Annotated in this window: 10 protein-coding genes; 7 read left to right on the top strand and 3 right to left on the bottom strand. The window is 70.7% G+C overall.

The genetic code is table 11. The features are described from left to right. Positions 1-374 precede the first annotated feature (374 nt). From K1J60_RS44210 to K1J60_RS44200, 3 genes are all read right to left on the bottom strand, one after another. Positions 375-1,352: a hypothetical protein gene (locus tag K1J60_RS44210; RefSeq protein WP_220651163.1), complete on the bottom strand. Its 978-nt coding sequence runs from the start codon at positions 1,350-1,352 to the stop codon at positions 375-377. Further along, complete coding sequence (locus K1J60_RS44205; protein WP_220651162.1) at positions 1,349-2,998, bottom strand: serine/threonine-protein kinase; 1,650 nt, start codon at positions 2,996-2,998, stop codon at positions 1,349-1,351. The genes K1J60_RS44210 and K1J60_RS44205 overlap by 4 nt, the downstream gene beginning before the upstream one ends. Before the next feature lie 726 nt (positions 2,999-3,724). Next, positions 3,725-4,294, bottom strand: a complete 570-nt coding sequence (locus K1J60_RS44200) for a TetR/AcrR family transcriptional regulator (protein ID WP_220651161.1) — start codon at positions 4,292-4,294, stop codon at positions 3,725-3,727. Between the two features lie 294 nt (positions 4,295-4,588). On the opposite strand from K1J60_RS44200, the gene K1J60_RS44195 reads away from it, so the two are divergent. The 7 genes from K1J60_RS44195 (at position 4,589) to K1J60_RS44165 (ending at position 13,793) form a co-directional block, all read left to right on the top strand. Then, entirely contained in the window at positions 4,589-5,290 is a 702-nt protein-coding gene (locus tag K1J60_RS44195) for an SDR family oxidoreductase (protein ID WP_220651160.1), read from the top strand. 128 nt (positions 5,291-5,418) lie between these two features. Next, the gene (locus K1J60_RS44190) at positions 5,419-6,297 is read left to right on the top strand and encodes an alpha/beta fold hydrolase (RefSeq protein WP_220651159.1); all 879 of its coding nucleotides are present in this window, start codon (positions 5,419-5,421) and stop codon (positions 6,295-6,297) included. Positions 6,298-6,402: 105 nt separating this feature from the next. Then, a complete protein-coding gene (locus K1J60_RS44185; RefSeq protein WP_220651158.1) occupies positions 6,403-8,076 on the top strand; it encodes a CocE/NonD family hydrolase in 1,674 nt (557 codons plus the stop codon). A 782-nt stretch (positions 8,077-8,858) separates the two neighbouring features. Then, positions 8,859-10,610 (top strand): CocE/NonD family hydrolase, encoded by a 1,752-nt coding sequence (locus K1J60_RS44180; protein WP_220651157.1) that lies wholly within the window; start codon positions 8,859-8,861, stop codon positions 10,608-10,610. Continuing rightward, entirely contained in the window at positions 10,607-12,250 is a 1,644-nt protein-coding gene (locus K1J60_RS44175) for an AMP-binding protein (protein WP_220651156.1), read from the top strand. Before K1J60_RS44180 ends, K1J60_RS44175 begins: the two co-directional genes overlap by 4 nt. Beyond that, positions 12,247-13,038, top strand: coding sequence for an enoyl-CoA hydratase/isomerase family protein (locus K1J60_RS44170; protein ID WP_220651155.1), 792 nt, complete (start codon positions 12,247-12,249; stop codon positions 13,036-13,038). The genes K1J60_RS44175 and K1J60_RS44170 overlap by 4 nt, the downstream gene beginning before the upstream one ends. Continuing rightward, positions 13,035-13,793 (top strand): SDR family oxidoreductase, encoded by a 759-nt coding sequence (locus tag K1J60_RS44165; RefSeq protein ID WP_220651154.1) that lies wholly within the window; start codon positions 13,035-13,037, stop codon positions 13,791-13,793. Before K1J60_RS44170 ends, K1J60_RS44165 begins: the two co-directional genes overlap by 4 nt. The last annotated feature ends 11 nt before the right edge of the window (positions 13,794-13,804 follow it).

Genomic DNA, 13,804 nt, shown 5'->3' with positions numbered 1-13,804 from the left:
CGGTCGCTCCGTCCCCTACGGTCACCTCCGTCGCTCAAGCCGCTGCCGTCACGCCGGTCGCTCCGAGGGACGCGGTCGCCCCACCGTCCGCCGGGCGCCCTGCGCGAGTTGGCCGACGGTGTCGAATGTCCCCTTGCCTGACGCGGTCGGCGCGATGAGCACTCCGAATGCCAGCCCGATGACAACGGTCAGCTTTTCGTCGAATCGGCTTCGAGCCTCAGTACGCCGCCTCAGCCGCACCACGATGAAAACGGCACTTCGGCTTCGCTGTGCACGCGTTCCGTCACGTCAGCATGCCGGGCAGGAGAGCACAGGCGTCCCGAGCCGCCTCCCGGGTTGCTCACGAACCCCCGGCCGGCTCCCGACAGCGGCGGTCAGGAGCAGTCGTACGTGAAGCGGGTGCCGGCCGTGTGGGGGCCTGCGGAGAGGATGCGCAGTTCGGCCTGTGCCGTGCGGTGGCCCTTGCCCTGGAAGGTCCACCGCAGGTGCACGCGTGCCTGTCTCTGTCCCTGGACCATCACCTCTTTCAGGACCTGCGACTTGGTGCCGTCGCTTCGGACCCAGCGGTAGGAGAACGTGCCCGGACGGCCGTTCGTGGCGACGACACCGACGATGTCCGCGGTGCCCTCACACTCAAGGGCGGCAGGCCGCGCCGTGACCGTCACCGTGCCGACCTTGAGGGGCGGCCCGACCCGCTGCCAGGCGAGGAACGCGAGGACGCCGAGGACCACCAGCGCGGGCAGAGCGTGTCGACGCAGCCGTCGGCGCCGTGGTGCGCGGGGCGGCGGCAGGGCGGGCAGCGTGCGGTGGGTCCGCTGCGCGACGGCGCTGGTCACACCAGGGCCGAAACGCAGCACCGTGCCTTCGATGCGATCAGGGGGCGGCGACCCGTTCATCGTGGACCTGGAGCGCTGTTCGACGGTCTCCTCGACGAGGGTCTCGTCGGGTTCGGGTCTCTGTATCCAGTGGCTGGCCAGCACGGTGGCGCTGTACTCGGCGTGCTCGGCGCGCTCGGCGTCAGCGGAGGCCGCCTCGTCAAGGGGGACGCGACCGTCTGCGGGGCCGAGGTGCAAGGTGGAGGCGGGGCCTAGGTGCACGGTAGAGGCGGGGCCTAGGCGCACAGTCGGGGCGGGACCTAGGTGCACAGTGGAGGCGGGGCCGAGGTGCACAGTGGGGGCGGACGCGTCGGCGGTCGGAAGAACCCTGGTGGGCTCGTCGGCTTCGGTGCCCGTCGGCACCTGCGTGGGTGCGTCGCCGGAGCCCTCCACCAGCGTCACCGAGTCCGGCAGCGCCAGGGTGGGCTCGACGGCTTCCGCCGGCGTGGGTCTGTGGTCGTCGTTCTGCGTGGTCATCGGATGTCACACCGTCTGGTCAGTAGCTGCTGGGAGGCGCCGCCGTCGGCGGAGGTCGGGGTGGTTGTGGCCTGCACCGCCCAGTAGCAGCCGGTGCTCCGGAAGGCGTGGTCGACGGTGAGTGTGTACTGGGTGGCGCCGCTGCGTTCGAAGGTCTGGGACGCGCCGTCCGCGGTGCCGAGTTGTCCTCTTGAGTCGCCGGCGAACCACGAGACGGTGAGGGAGACCGGTCCGGTGCCGTCCGTGACGATGTCGATGGTCGCCGTGGCGGTCGCCGGACCCGTCTGCCGGAAGCCCGTCACCGCGACATCCTTGACGGCTGGGGCGGTGACCGGGGTGGGGGAAGTCGTCGTCGGTGGCGGCGTGGTGGTCGCGCCCGCGGGCTCGGTCGTCTCCGTGGTCCCGTCCGTCGTGGCGGAGGACGAGGGTTCATCGGTGGGGGTGGGCTCGGCGTCCGAGGGCGACAGGGTGGGAGAGGGCGACTGATCGGCCGAGTCGGTGGGTGTCGGGGACGAGGAAGGGGAGACCGTCGGGGCCGGGGGCGCCGCCGTGTCCGCGCCTGCCTCGGCGCCGGTGGTGGCAAGGGCCTGTGCCACCTGCCCGGTGCCGCCGCCGGGGGCGTGCTGGACCCCGAAGGTGAGGACGGCTCCGAGGAGCAGTGCGGCACCGGAGACGAGCATGCCGGAACGGCCGGGCAGCCACGCCTGCACGCCGCCGCGGCCCGGTTCCTGGCGCAAGACCGTGCGAGCGGTGTCCGTGGTGGTGCGGGGTGTGCCCCGGGTCGACGGCAGCAGCAACGGCAGCAGGGCCACCAGCGCGGCGAGCCGCCCACGGCCGCGCTCCTCCCAGTCGGGCCCGTAGCCGGCGACGGCGGCCGCCTCCAGTTCCCTGACGAACGCCTCGGCCTGCGCGGGCCGTTCTTCCGGGTCCTTCGCCAGGCCCCGGCGCACCAGCTCACGCACCGCTTCCGGCACCTCGTCGGCGGGAACGGGTGCGTCGACGTGCTGCAACGCGAGGGCCGCGAGGTTGTCGCCACGGTACGGCTTGTGGCCCGTCAAGCATTCGAAGAAGGTGGCGGCGGCCGCGTACACGTCGGCGGCGGGAGAGGCGGGCGCACCGGTCCACTGTTCCGGGGCCATGTAGGAGGGAGTTCCGGCCACACCCGCGCTGGTGCCCGCGTCCACCGCGATACCGAAGTCGACCAGCTTGGAGGATCCGTCCGGCGCGACCAGGACGTTCTCCGGCTTGTAGTCGCGGTGGACGACGCCGACGCGGTGCGCGTCGGCCAGACCCAGCAGTGATCCCTTGAGGATGACGAGCGCGGCCTCGGGGCCGAGCGGATCCTCCCGCTGCAGCAGGGCACGCAACGAGACGCCGTCCACCAGCTCCATCACGATGGCGGCGCCGTCCGGGCTCTCCACGTACTCGTACAGCTCGGTGACGAAGGGGCTCTCCAGCCCGCCGAGCAGCCGGGCCTCGGTCCGGAAGTCACGCACGAAACCCGGCCGGGTACGCAGGGACTCGCTGAGGTACTTGACGGCCACCGGCACGCCGGTCTCCTCGTGCACGGCGAGGACCACCCGCCCGCTCGCCCCCGACCCGAGTTCGAACGACTCGGTGTAGCCGGGCAATGCCCATGTGTTCATTCCAGCCCCCCAAGGCCACCGTGCGTCGAAGCCCCACCGTCTGGCGCATCGCCCCGCCGCGCGGTGAGAGACACATTTTCGGCCACTACGGTTGCGGTACGCCATACTCCGCTGCGCATCACCGGGACCGGGACACCACCGATGATGATCTTGGTGGTCGGGAGGCAGGCCGTCGCTCGGGGGCAGGCGGCATGGGCGGCTTCAGGAGGCAGGTCGGGATGGTTTCACAACGCCACACGGACGGACGGCAGTTCAGCGTCGGCGGCCACGCCGGGCGATCCCCGGTGTGATGCGGCGCTCGCACAGGAGGCGGCGGCAGATGTCCTGGCGTAGCCGCGGTTCGGCCTATGACGTGCGGGGGCCTGCGCCGGGGCCCGCCTCGTTTGTTCGGCTCCGGCCCGAGAGTGTCGGCCCAAGGGCGGGAGCTGAGGGCGGCAGCCGGGTGGTGTCGTTGCGGTGCCCACCGGTCGGCGACACCCGCAGCGGGTTTCGGTGCGCCCGGTCAGCACATGACGCGTCGAGCCCGGCCGAGCACGGGGTCGGCATGATCCCGTTCCGAGCACGGGGTCGACATGATCCCGTTCCGTGGAGCGCGGTGCGACGACGACCTCCGGCCACAGTCGGCCAGGGCGCGGTCCGCTCCGAACCGGTGAGGTCCGAGGACTTCGGCGGTCGCCGTGCGGAGCGGCAAAACGCGGCCTCACACCTTCCCGGAGAGGCGATGCGTCAGCGCACGCCCGCCGCGTCGAGCAGGGTGATCGTCGTGGGCGCGATGAGGCCCGTGAGTTTGTCGGCTCCGATTCCCGCGCGGGCACTGGCGCCGTCGAAGACCAGGCTGAGCTGTCGAGCCAGCAGGTCGGGATCGTCCGCCCCGCCCTGCTCGGCCTCGGAACGGAAGAACTCCGTCAGGTTCGCCTTGACCTGGTGGGCCACCCGGCTCGCTGGGTGGCTCTGATCCTTGAGCTCGACCTGTGCGGCCAGGTAACGGCAGCCGCGGAACTCGGGTGCACCCGACTGCGCTTCCACCCGCTCGAAGACATGCAGGATGCGTTCGCGGTGCGACCGGCCGTCGTCCGCCGTGGGCAGGAGAGTCGCAACGAAGACAGAAGCGCGCTGCTTCAGGCTCGCTGCCAGGAGTTCGTCCTTGCTCGCGAACAGCTGGTACATGGAGCGCTTCGACACTCCCGCCGCTTTGCAGAGAGCCTCGACACCGACGCCGACACCGTCTCGGTAGGTGAGTGTGGCCGCCGCCTCCAGCAGCCGCTCCCTCGGACTTGCTTTCACTTCGGTGGTCATACCGCGAGATTAACCCGAATCACGGGAAATGGAAAACGATCGGTTTCCGCAGCCCGAGCCAGGGCGTGCGCCGAGGGCGAGCGTGCCGACCCCGGCCCAGCGTCACCTCGGCCGCACCCGGACCGGACTCCCCGCCGCCCCGCCACCGCGCCACCAACGCCCGAAGCGTCCACGCGAAGCAGTGAGCGACCGCGAGCCCCGGCGACGCATTCCCGGACAGTACGGCTTGCGCTCGGAAACCGATCGGTTTACTGTGATGGAAACCGATTAGTTTTCAAGCCTGTGGAGGCACTCATGACCGCTTTGAAGGGCGCGAACGTCTTCGTCACCGGCGGCAGCCGCGGCATCGGCAAGGCCCTGGCGGAGGAGCTGTATGCGCGCGGCGCCGGCAAGGTGTACGCCACGGCCCGCGACCCGCGGACCGTGACGCATCCCGACGCGGTCCCGGTGGCGCTGGAGGTCACCGACCCGGCCTCCGTGGCCGCGGCCGCCGCACAGGCGCAGGATGTCACCGTGCTGATCAACAACGCCGGTGCCGCGGTCGGCGCCTCCTTCCTCGACTCCCCCGTCGACGACGTACGCCGGGAGTTCGAAACCAACTTCTACGGGCCGCTGCTGCTCACCCGGGCCTTCGTACCGATCATCGAGGGCAACGGCGGCGGCCACATCCTCAACGTGCACTCCGTGCTCTCCTGGCTGGCCCTCGGCGGCTCCTACAGCGCCTCCAAGGCCGCCCTGTGGTCGCAGTCCAACTCCCTGCGTCTGGAGCTCCAGCCCCGCGGCATCGCCGTCACCGGACTGCACGTGGCATACGTGGACACCGACCTCGCGGCGGGCGCCGAAGGCCCCAAGTCCGACCCGCGCGACGTCGCCGCGCTCGCCCTCGACGGCGTCGAGGCAGGCGCGTACGAGGTCCTCGCCGACGACATCACGCGGCAGGTCAAGGCAGGCCTCGCCGGCGACCTGGCCGGGCTGTACCCCCAGTTGGCGAAGTAGGCCACACGGCGTGAGGGCCCGCCGGCGCCGCGCGCCACGGGCCCTCACGCCCCTGCCGGACCGTGCCCGAGTCACCCAAGCCCAGCGCTCACACGTTCACACACGTTCACACACGAGGAGTCGGCGAGATGCCCAGCCAGGAAACCCGCCCCACGATCCACATTCCGGGGACCACGACCCACACCATCGCCCCGCGCGCGGGATCCGGCGGCCGCGAGGGAACACTGCGTTACCTCAAGGCGGGTACGGGTGCCCCGCTGGTCCTGCTGCACACCGTGCGCACCCAGGCCGAGCACTTCCGCCACCTCATCCCGCTGATCGCGGACCGGTACACCGTGTACGCCCTGGATCTGCCGGGGATGGGCTACTCCGAGATCGTGCCCGGGGCGTCGTACGACGAGCCGGCCATGCGCGTGGGCGTCGAGCGGCTTCTGACCGAACTCGACCTCCACGACGTGACCCTGGTCGGGGAGTCCATGGGGGCGGTCCTCGCCCTGACCACCGCGGCCGACCTTCCGGAGCGGGTCCGGCGCGTCGTCGCGGTCAACACGTACGACTTCCGCGACGGAATCGCCCGGTCCAGCCTCCTCGCCCGCGTGGTGATCACCGGTGTTCTCCTGCCCGGAGTGGGCCCGGTGATCGCCGGGGTGGAGCCGAAGCCCGTGATCACCAAGATCCTCCAGGGCGGCCTGGGCGACAACGCCGCTCTGCGCGAGGACTACGTGGACGAGCTCCTTCAGGTGGGCAGCCGCCCCGGCTACCCGACCGTCGCCCGGGCCGTGTACCAGAGCCTGCCGAGCCTCATCGCGGCCCGCTCGCGCTACCCCGAGGTGAAGGCGCCCGTCCACCTCGTCTACGGGGAGCACGACTGGTCACGGCCCTCGGACAGGCTGGCCAACAAGCACCTGCTGCCCGCCGCCGACTTCACACAGGTGCCGGGAGCGGGCCACTTCATCGCCCTGGAGAGGCCCGAGGTGCTTGCCGACCTGCTGAACGCGGCGGCGTGACGCCCCCGCGAACGCCGTGGCCACCCCCGTTCGGGTGTAGTGCGGGACGGGGGCCAGGTTCGACCATGTCGCGTGACAGCGTCGTCACACGCGAGGGAGCGGTACATGGCAGATATCCGGATCGAGTTCGACGTTCCGGCCGAGATGCGTGACGGCACGGTGCTGCGCGCCGATGTCTACCGCCCCGCCGGCACGGGGCCGTGGCCGGTGTTGCTGACCCGGCTGCCGTACGGCAAGCAGATGCCCCTGCTGGCCGGCATCCTCGATCCGCTGGCGGCGGCTCGGCGTGGCTTCATGGTGGTCATCCAGGACACCCGTGGCCGGTTCGCCTCCGAGGGAGAGTGGGACCCGTGGACCCACGAGGAGAGCGACGGCTACGACACCGTACGGTGGGCCGCCGCCCTCCCCGGCGCGAACGGCTCCGTCGGCATGATCGGCGCCAGCTATTTCGGCAACACACAGTGGATGGCGGCGCTGTCCAAGCCACCGGAGCTGAAGGCGATCGCACCGATGGTCACGTGGTCCGATCCGGACGACGGACTGTGGACACGCGGCGGTGCGATCGAGCTCGGCATCACCGCACCCTGGACCCTCATGATGGGCCCCGACGCGCTGATGCGCCGGCACGGCGCCGACCCCGCCACGCTCGGGGGCAGCCTCGTCAGCCTGGTGCAGGACCTCGACGGCCTGGCGGGCGGCGGCTACGGCGAACTGCCCGCCGGGCGTTTCCCCGCGTTCGTCCGGCACGACCTTCCCGAGCTGGGCTATGAGCGGTCCCGGCGGGAGCCCGAGTGGGCGCGGTCCTGCACCGTCGCGGGTAGGCACGACGAGGTGGACCTGCCCACCTTCCAGGTCGGCGGCTGGTACGACATCTTCGTTCAGGGCACCCTCGACAACTTCACCGCCATGCGCCGCGCCGGCCGGTCCGCCACGCTGGTCGTGGGGCCGTGGAGTCACGCCAACCAGCAGCACGTGATCGGCGACGTCAACTTCGGGTTCGGCGCCAACTCCGCCTTGATGGGCATGCGCGGACGCCTGACCGACATGCAGTTCGACTGGTTCCAGCACACGATCGGTGACGATGAGGCACTGGAGCCGGACACCGGCAAGGTGCTGCTGTTCGTCATGGGGATCAACCAGTGGCGCGAGGAGACGGAATGGCCCCTGTCACGGGCGGTGGAGAGGGACTTCCACCTGCGCGCGGACGGAAGCCTGACCCCTGAGCCGCCGTCCACCGCCGAGCAGCCCGAGGAGTTCACCTACGACCCCATGAACCCGGTGCCCACCACCGGTGGCGCGCTGCTCATGACCGACGACTTCCGTCCCGGACCGCTCGACCAGACGGCCGTGGAGGAGCGTGAGGACGTCCTGGTCTTCACCACCGAACCGCTCACCGAGGACACCGAGGTGACAGGCCGCGTGCGGGCGGTGCTCTTCGCCGCCACGGACGGGCCCTCGACCGACTGGGTGGCACGGCTGTGCGACGTCGACGAGCACGGCGTCTCCCGCAATGTGACCGACGGCATCGTGCGGGTGCGCGCGGCGACGCCGGGCGAGCCGGCCGAGCACGTCGTGGACCTGTGGTCGACCAGCATCGTCTTCCGCGCAGGCCATCGGATACGGGTACAGGTCACCTCCAGCAACTTCCCCCGCTGGGACCGCAACCTCAACACGGGCGAACCCGAGGACAGCGCGACCACGGCCCGAGTGGCCCGCCAGCACATCTACCACGACCCCGAGCGGCCCTCTCGCATCGTCCTGCCGGTGATTCCGGGCTGACAGGGCACCAGGGGGACGCACCGACGCCGCCTGCCGTTGCTCGATCGAGCAACGGCAGGCGGCGTCGGTGCGTCCCCCTGGCCGTTCGCCGTCGGCGCTGCGATGCTCCGGCACGCTGCCGAAAGACGTTCGCCGAGCAGATCGACACGCCGACTGTGCGCTACGTGCGCCGGCCACCGCGGCTCAGGAGTCCGCGGAGCGCGATCACGGTGACCTTGGCCGGGCGGGCGGGATACTCGTCCGCCCGGCTGTGGGTGAGGGCAGTGGAGCCAGACGATCGCGGACTCGGCGATTCGTCCGACTCTGCGCGCTCCCGCAGGCAGCAGCGATGGATGCCGTAGGTGTGGCCGCGGTCGGCGCATGACGTGCGGGGCGGCCCACCGGGGCCGACCCCGCTTGCCCCCCAACCGGCCCAAGTCTGCCGATCAGTAGCAGCGGCTGGGTGACATCGCGCCGGGACCTTCGATCGGCGGACACCCGCAGGGAGTACCGGGTCGGGTCATGTGAGCACCGGACGGCATGGGTTCCCGGCCTCGGTGAGTGCGTACCCGTCCCGCGCAGGACGATCGCTGTACCGCCGACGATCCCGCCTCGAACGCTCCACCATTCGCCGACCTGGCTTCGTCACGTCGTAGCGACCCCAACCCCGAACGGCGGGGCGCCCGAGACCCCATGAAGGAAAGGGGACGAGGTCACCGCGTGCGGTAATTGACAGGGTACGAACGTACCTCTTAACGTACCCGCATTCACCCACCATGCCGTCGGCTCGACGAGGAGCACCGATGCAGCACCTATACGACATAGACGTCCGGGTCCCGATGCGTGACGGCGTGGCCCTCGCCGCCAACGTGTGGCGTCCGGTCGAGGGGAAGGCTCCGGCGCTGCTCGTGCGCCTGCCGTACGGCAAGGACGTCATATGGGGCGTCGGCCATGCGCTCATGCCCGACCTTCAGGCCCTGCTGGAGGCCGGCTACGCGCTGGTGGTGCAGGACTGCCGTGGTACCCACCGCTCGGAGGGCGAGTTCGTTCCCCACATGGCCGACCGCAACGACGGCGAGGACACCGTCGCCTGGATCACCGACCAGCCGTGGTCCGACGGCACCGTGGGCATGTACGGAGGGTCCTACCTCGGGATGGTCCAGTGGGAGACCGCCGTGACCGGCGTCCCCGGTCTCAAGGCGATCGCACCGGCCGTCACCTCGATCGACAACTACGAGGCGCCTTGGTACTCCGCGGGCGGTGCGCTTTCGCTGAGCCTCGTCACGATGTGGAACGCCATCATGTACGCGGCCGACGCCCAGCGGTCCCTGGCCGCCGGCGAGGACACCGCGTCCCAGCTGCAGCAGCTCGGTCAGGCGGTCCTGTCCCCCGAGGTTCTCAACGATGTGCTGCCGACGGCCGAGGTTCCTGTCCTTGCGGCTTACGGGAAGTGGTGGGACGACTGGATGGCCCACCCCTCCCACGACGGGTACTGGGATGCCATGGAGCTCACGCCCGAGCTCAAGAACGTCACCGTCCCGGCGCTGAACATCGGCGGCTGGTACGACCTCTACATCGGGCAGACCCTGCGCACCTACACCGCCGCCCGCCGACAGGCGGGTACCGCGCAGGCGCGTGAGGGGCAACGGCTGATCATCGGCCCGTGGGACCACGGCCCCGCCGCGGACGGCGTCTATCGCGACCGCTCCTTCGGCCCGCTGGCCGGTGCCCGGTTGATGGGCCTGTCCGGCCTGCATGTGAAGTTCTTCGACCGCTGGCTGCGGGGCGACACCACCGCTCTGGACGGCGTGGCGCCGGTGAAGATCTTCGTGATGGGCATCGACCAGTGGCGTGACGAGCAGGAGTGGCCGCTGCCCGACACGAGGTGGACCGACTTCCACCTCACGAGCACCGGCCGCGCCAACACCGCCGACGGCGATGGCGTGTTGACGACCGAGGCGCCGACCGGCGCCGGGCACGAGACCTACCTCTACGACCCGCGCCGCCCGGTTCCCTCGGCGGGCGGGGCGTCGATGCCGACGACGCCGGGGTTCTGCGGCCCGGTCGACCAGCGGACGGTCGCCGGCCGCGACGACGTCCTGTGCTTCGCCACTCCCGTACTGGAGGAGGCTGTCGAGGTCACCGGCCCGGTCAGCCTGCAACTGTTCGTCTCGTCGTCGGCGGTGGACACCGACTTCACCGCCAAGCTCGTCGACGTCTTCCCCGACGGCAAGGCGATCAACCTGTGCGACGGGATCCTGCGCACCCGCTATCGGGGCGGCCTGGCCTCGGAAGAACTGATGGAGCCGGGCACGGTCTACGAGATCACCATCGACATGACCGCCACCTCGAATGTGTTCCTGCCCGGTCACCGCATCCGCGTGGACGTCTCCAGCAGCAACTTCCCCCGCTACGACCGCAACACCAACACCGGCGGTGTCATCGCTCACGAGGGCGAGGAGCAGATGATTCCCGCGATCAACCACATCCACCACGGCCCGAACCACCTCAGCCGCCTGGTCCTGCCCATCATCGACCGCAAGGACCAGGCGTGAGCGCCGCGGACCGCGTCGCCGAGCTGACCGCGACCTTCGCGGCTCCGGCACTCGATGTCGCCGGGCTGCTGTGCGACCGTCACCCCGCCGACCGCACAGCGTTCACCGTGGTCGACAGCGCCGGAAAGGCCTCCGCGCTGACCTTCGGCGAGCTCGCCGCGGACTCGCACCGCTACGCGCGGGCGCTGCAGGGCCTCGGCGTCGGCCCGGGTGACAGGGTGGCGACTCTGATGGGCAAGGGCACCGACCTGGTCACGGTCATTCTCGCGATCTGGCGGCTCGGTGCGGTCTACGTCCCGCTGTTCACCGCGTTCGCGCCCCAGGCCATCGCCCTGCGCCTGGAAGGCTCCGGCGCGCACGTGGTGGTCGTCGACCCGGACCAGCGCCACAAACTGGACCCGGGCCCGGACATTCCGGACGACCCCCAGCGCCGCCTCGTCGTCACCGGAACCGGCACCTCGCGCGGTGACGTGGTGCTGGCCGACCTCGTCGCGGCCGCGTCGCCGGAGCCGGTGCCCGCCGTCACCACCAGCGGGAACGGCCCGCTGGTGCACATGTTCACCTCCGGCACCACCGGCAAGCCCAAGGGAGTCATCCACCCCGTCTCCTACATCGCGGGATGGCAGGTCTACCTGGAGTACGGTCTCGGTGTCACCCCAGGCAGCGGCTACTGGTGCGCCGCCGATCCAGGCTGGGCCTACGGGCTGTACTCCGCCATCGTCGCTCCGATGGCCGCCGGCATTCCCAGCCTGCTGCTGTCCGGTGGGTTCTCCCCGGAGACGACCTGGCGCACCCTCGTCGACCACCAGGTCACCGACTTCGCCGCCGCCCCGACCGTGTACCGGGGACTGCGCTCCTCGTCGGTGCCGGTGCCGCAGGGGCTGCGTCTGGAACGGGCGTCCAGCGCGGGTGAGCCGCTGACTCCCGAGGTCAACGAGTGGGCCGGCGCCGCGCTCGGCCTGGCCGTGCACGACCACTTCGGCCAGACCGAGATCGGCATGCCCCTGGCCAACCACCACCATCGCGAACTCGCCCGTCCGCTCAAGACCGGGTCGATGGGCCGGGCGGTGCCCGGCTGGAGCCTCACCGTCCTGGCCGACGACAAGGACGAGCCCGCCGGACCGGGCGTGCTCGGCCGGGTCGCGATCGACGTCGCCGAAAGCCCGCTGATGACCTTTAGCGACTACCAGATCCCCGGGCAGAGCCACTCCAAGTTCACCCCCGACGGCCGCTATTACCTCACCGGCGACGCCGGGCGCATCGACGCCGACGGTGACTGCTTCTTCTCCTCACGCGACGACGACGTCATCATCATGGCCGGTTACCGGATCGGGCCGTTCGAGATCGAGAGCGTCCTCGCCCAGCATCCCGCGGTCGCCGAGTGCAGCGTCATCGGCGCACCCGACGAGGTCCGCGGCGAGGTCATCGAGGCGTACGTCGTCCTGCGCGACGCCGGCGACGCCTCCCCGGAACTGGCCACCGAACTGCAGCAGTTGGTCAAGACCCGCTACGCCGCCCACGCCTACCCACGCACCATCCACTTCATCGACGCCCTGCCCAAGACGCCCAGCGGCAAGACCCAGCGCTACCTGCTGCGCAACCGCCGACGCGCCGAACTTTCCAGCCGAGAGGCACAGTGACCACCGACACGGCCCCCCTCCTCGTCGAGCAACGCGGCACCGTCCGGTGGCTGCTGCTCAACCGCCCCGAGCGGCGCAACGCCCTCGACGTCACCCTGATAGAAGCCCTGGACAAACAGATCACCAGCGCCGAGGCCGACCCCGGCACAGCGGTCATCGCCGTGGCCGGCAACGGGCCGAGCTTCTGTGCCGGCGGGGACTTCCACCAGTTCCTGGAGCTGCACGAGCGGGGCGACAACCCGGTCGACTTCCTGACCGACGTATCGGCCTGCTTCAGCCGTATCGCGGCCAGCCCGAAACCCTGGGTCGCCGTGCTGCACGGTCACGCCGTCGCCGGGGGCCTCGAACTCGCGCTGGCCTGCGATGTCGTCGTCGCCACCGACACCACCCTCATCGGCGACGGTCACCTCCAACGGCGGCTCGTACCGGCCGGCGGGTCCAGCGTCAGGCTGCCCGGCGCGGTCGGGCGGGGCCTGTCACGCCGACTCCTGCTCACCGGCGAGCTGCTGCCCGCGACCGCTTTCGCGCACACCGGATGGATCCAGGCGATCGTGCCCGAAGCCGACCTCGACGCCACCGCCACCCGCATCTGCCACCAGTTGGCCGACCGCCACAGCCCCGCGCAGCAACGGCTCAAGACGCTGCTGCACCGGATCGACGGCATGGCCCCCGAGCAGGCCCTGCGCGAGGAACTGGCCACCTTCGCAGACAACTGGCAGGCGAGCTCGGTGGCCGACGCCCTGCGGGCCTTCCTCACTCCCCACACCACGAAAGCAGACACCAAGTGAACCGCTACCAGGGACGGGTCGTCGCCATCACCGGCGCCGCACAGGGTCTCGGCCTGGCCATGGCGACCCGGTTCGCCGCCGAGGGCGCCACCGTCGCACTGGCCGACCTCAACGAACAGGCCCTCACCGACGCCGCCGGGACCATCACCGACGCCCACGACGCGAAACTCCGCACCGACCGGGTGGACGTGACCGACTCGGCCCAGGTCAACGCCTGGATCGACGGTGTCACCGCCGATCTCGGCCGCCTCGATGTGCTGGTCAACAACGCCGGCATCATCCGCGACAACCGCGTCGAGGACATCACCGACGACGACTGGCACGCGGTCGTCGGCGTCAGCCTCACCGGCGGCTTCCACTGCGCCCGCGCCGCGTTCGGCCCGATGAAGCGGCAGGGCTACGGACGCATCGTCAGCTTCTCCTCCATGTCATGGCGCGGGAACTTCGGTCAGACGAACTACGTGGCCGCCAAGGCGGGCATCGTCGGCATGACCCGCACCCTCGCGCTGGAGGGCGCCCGCCACGGCATCACCGCCAACGCCATCGCCCCCGGCCTCATCGAGACCCCCATGCTCGCCTCCATGAACGGCCCCGCACGCGACAAGCTCACCAACAAGGTCCCCATGCGCCACACCGGCAGGCCCGAGGACATCGCGGAAGCCGCGGCCTTCCTCGCCAGTGAAGCAGCCGGCTACATCACCGGTGTGGTCCTCGACGTGGACGGCGGCATCTCCATCGGATCCTCGATCCGGTAGCGGCTTCGACG

The sequence above is a fragment of the Streptomyces akebiae genome (assembly GCF_019599145.1).
GTDB classification, from domain to species: Bacteria; Actinomycetota; Actinomycetes; order Streptomycetales; family Streptomycetaceae; genus Streptomyces; species Streptomyces akebiae.
This window is presented reverse-complemented; position numbering and strand designations above follow the sequence as displayed.

What these genes read in the sequence shown, in the direction of transcription:
- K1J60_RS44205 (WP_220651162.1), bottom strand. Translation starts at nt 2,998, where the DNA reads ATGAACACATGGGCATTGCCCGGCTACACCGAGTCGTTCGAACTCGGG.
- K1J60_RS44195 (WP_220651160.1), top strand. Translation starts at nt 4,589, where the DNA reads ATGACCGCTTTGAAGGGCGCGAACGTCTTCGTCACCGGCGGCAGCCGC.
- K1J60_RS44190 (WP_220651159.1), top strand. Translation starts at nt 5,419, where the DNA reads ATGCCCAGCCAGGAAACCCGCCCCACGATCCACATTCCGGGGACCACG.
- K1J60_RS44180 (WP_220651157.1), top strand. Translation starts at nt 8,859, where the DNA reads ATGCAGCACCTATACGACATAGACGTCCGGGTCCCGATGCGTGACGGC.
- K1J60_RS44185 (WP_220651158.1), top strand. Translation starts at nt 6,403, where the DNA reads ATGGCAGATATCCGGATCGAGTTCGACGTTCCGGCCGAGATGCGTGAC.
- K1J60_RS44200 (WP_220651161.1), bottom strand. Translation starts at nt 4,294, where the DNA reads ATGACCACCGAAGTGAAAGCAAGTCCGAGGGAGCGGCTGCTGGAGGCG.
- K1J60_RS44210 (WP_220651163.1), bottom strand. Translation starts at nt 1,352, where the DNA reads ATGACCACGCAGAACGACGACCACAGACCCACGCCGGCGGAAGCCGTC.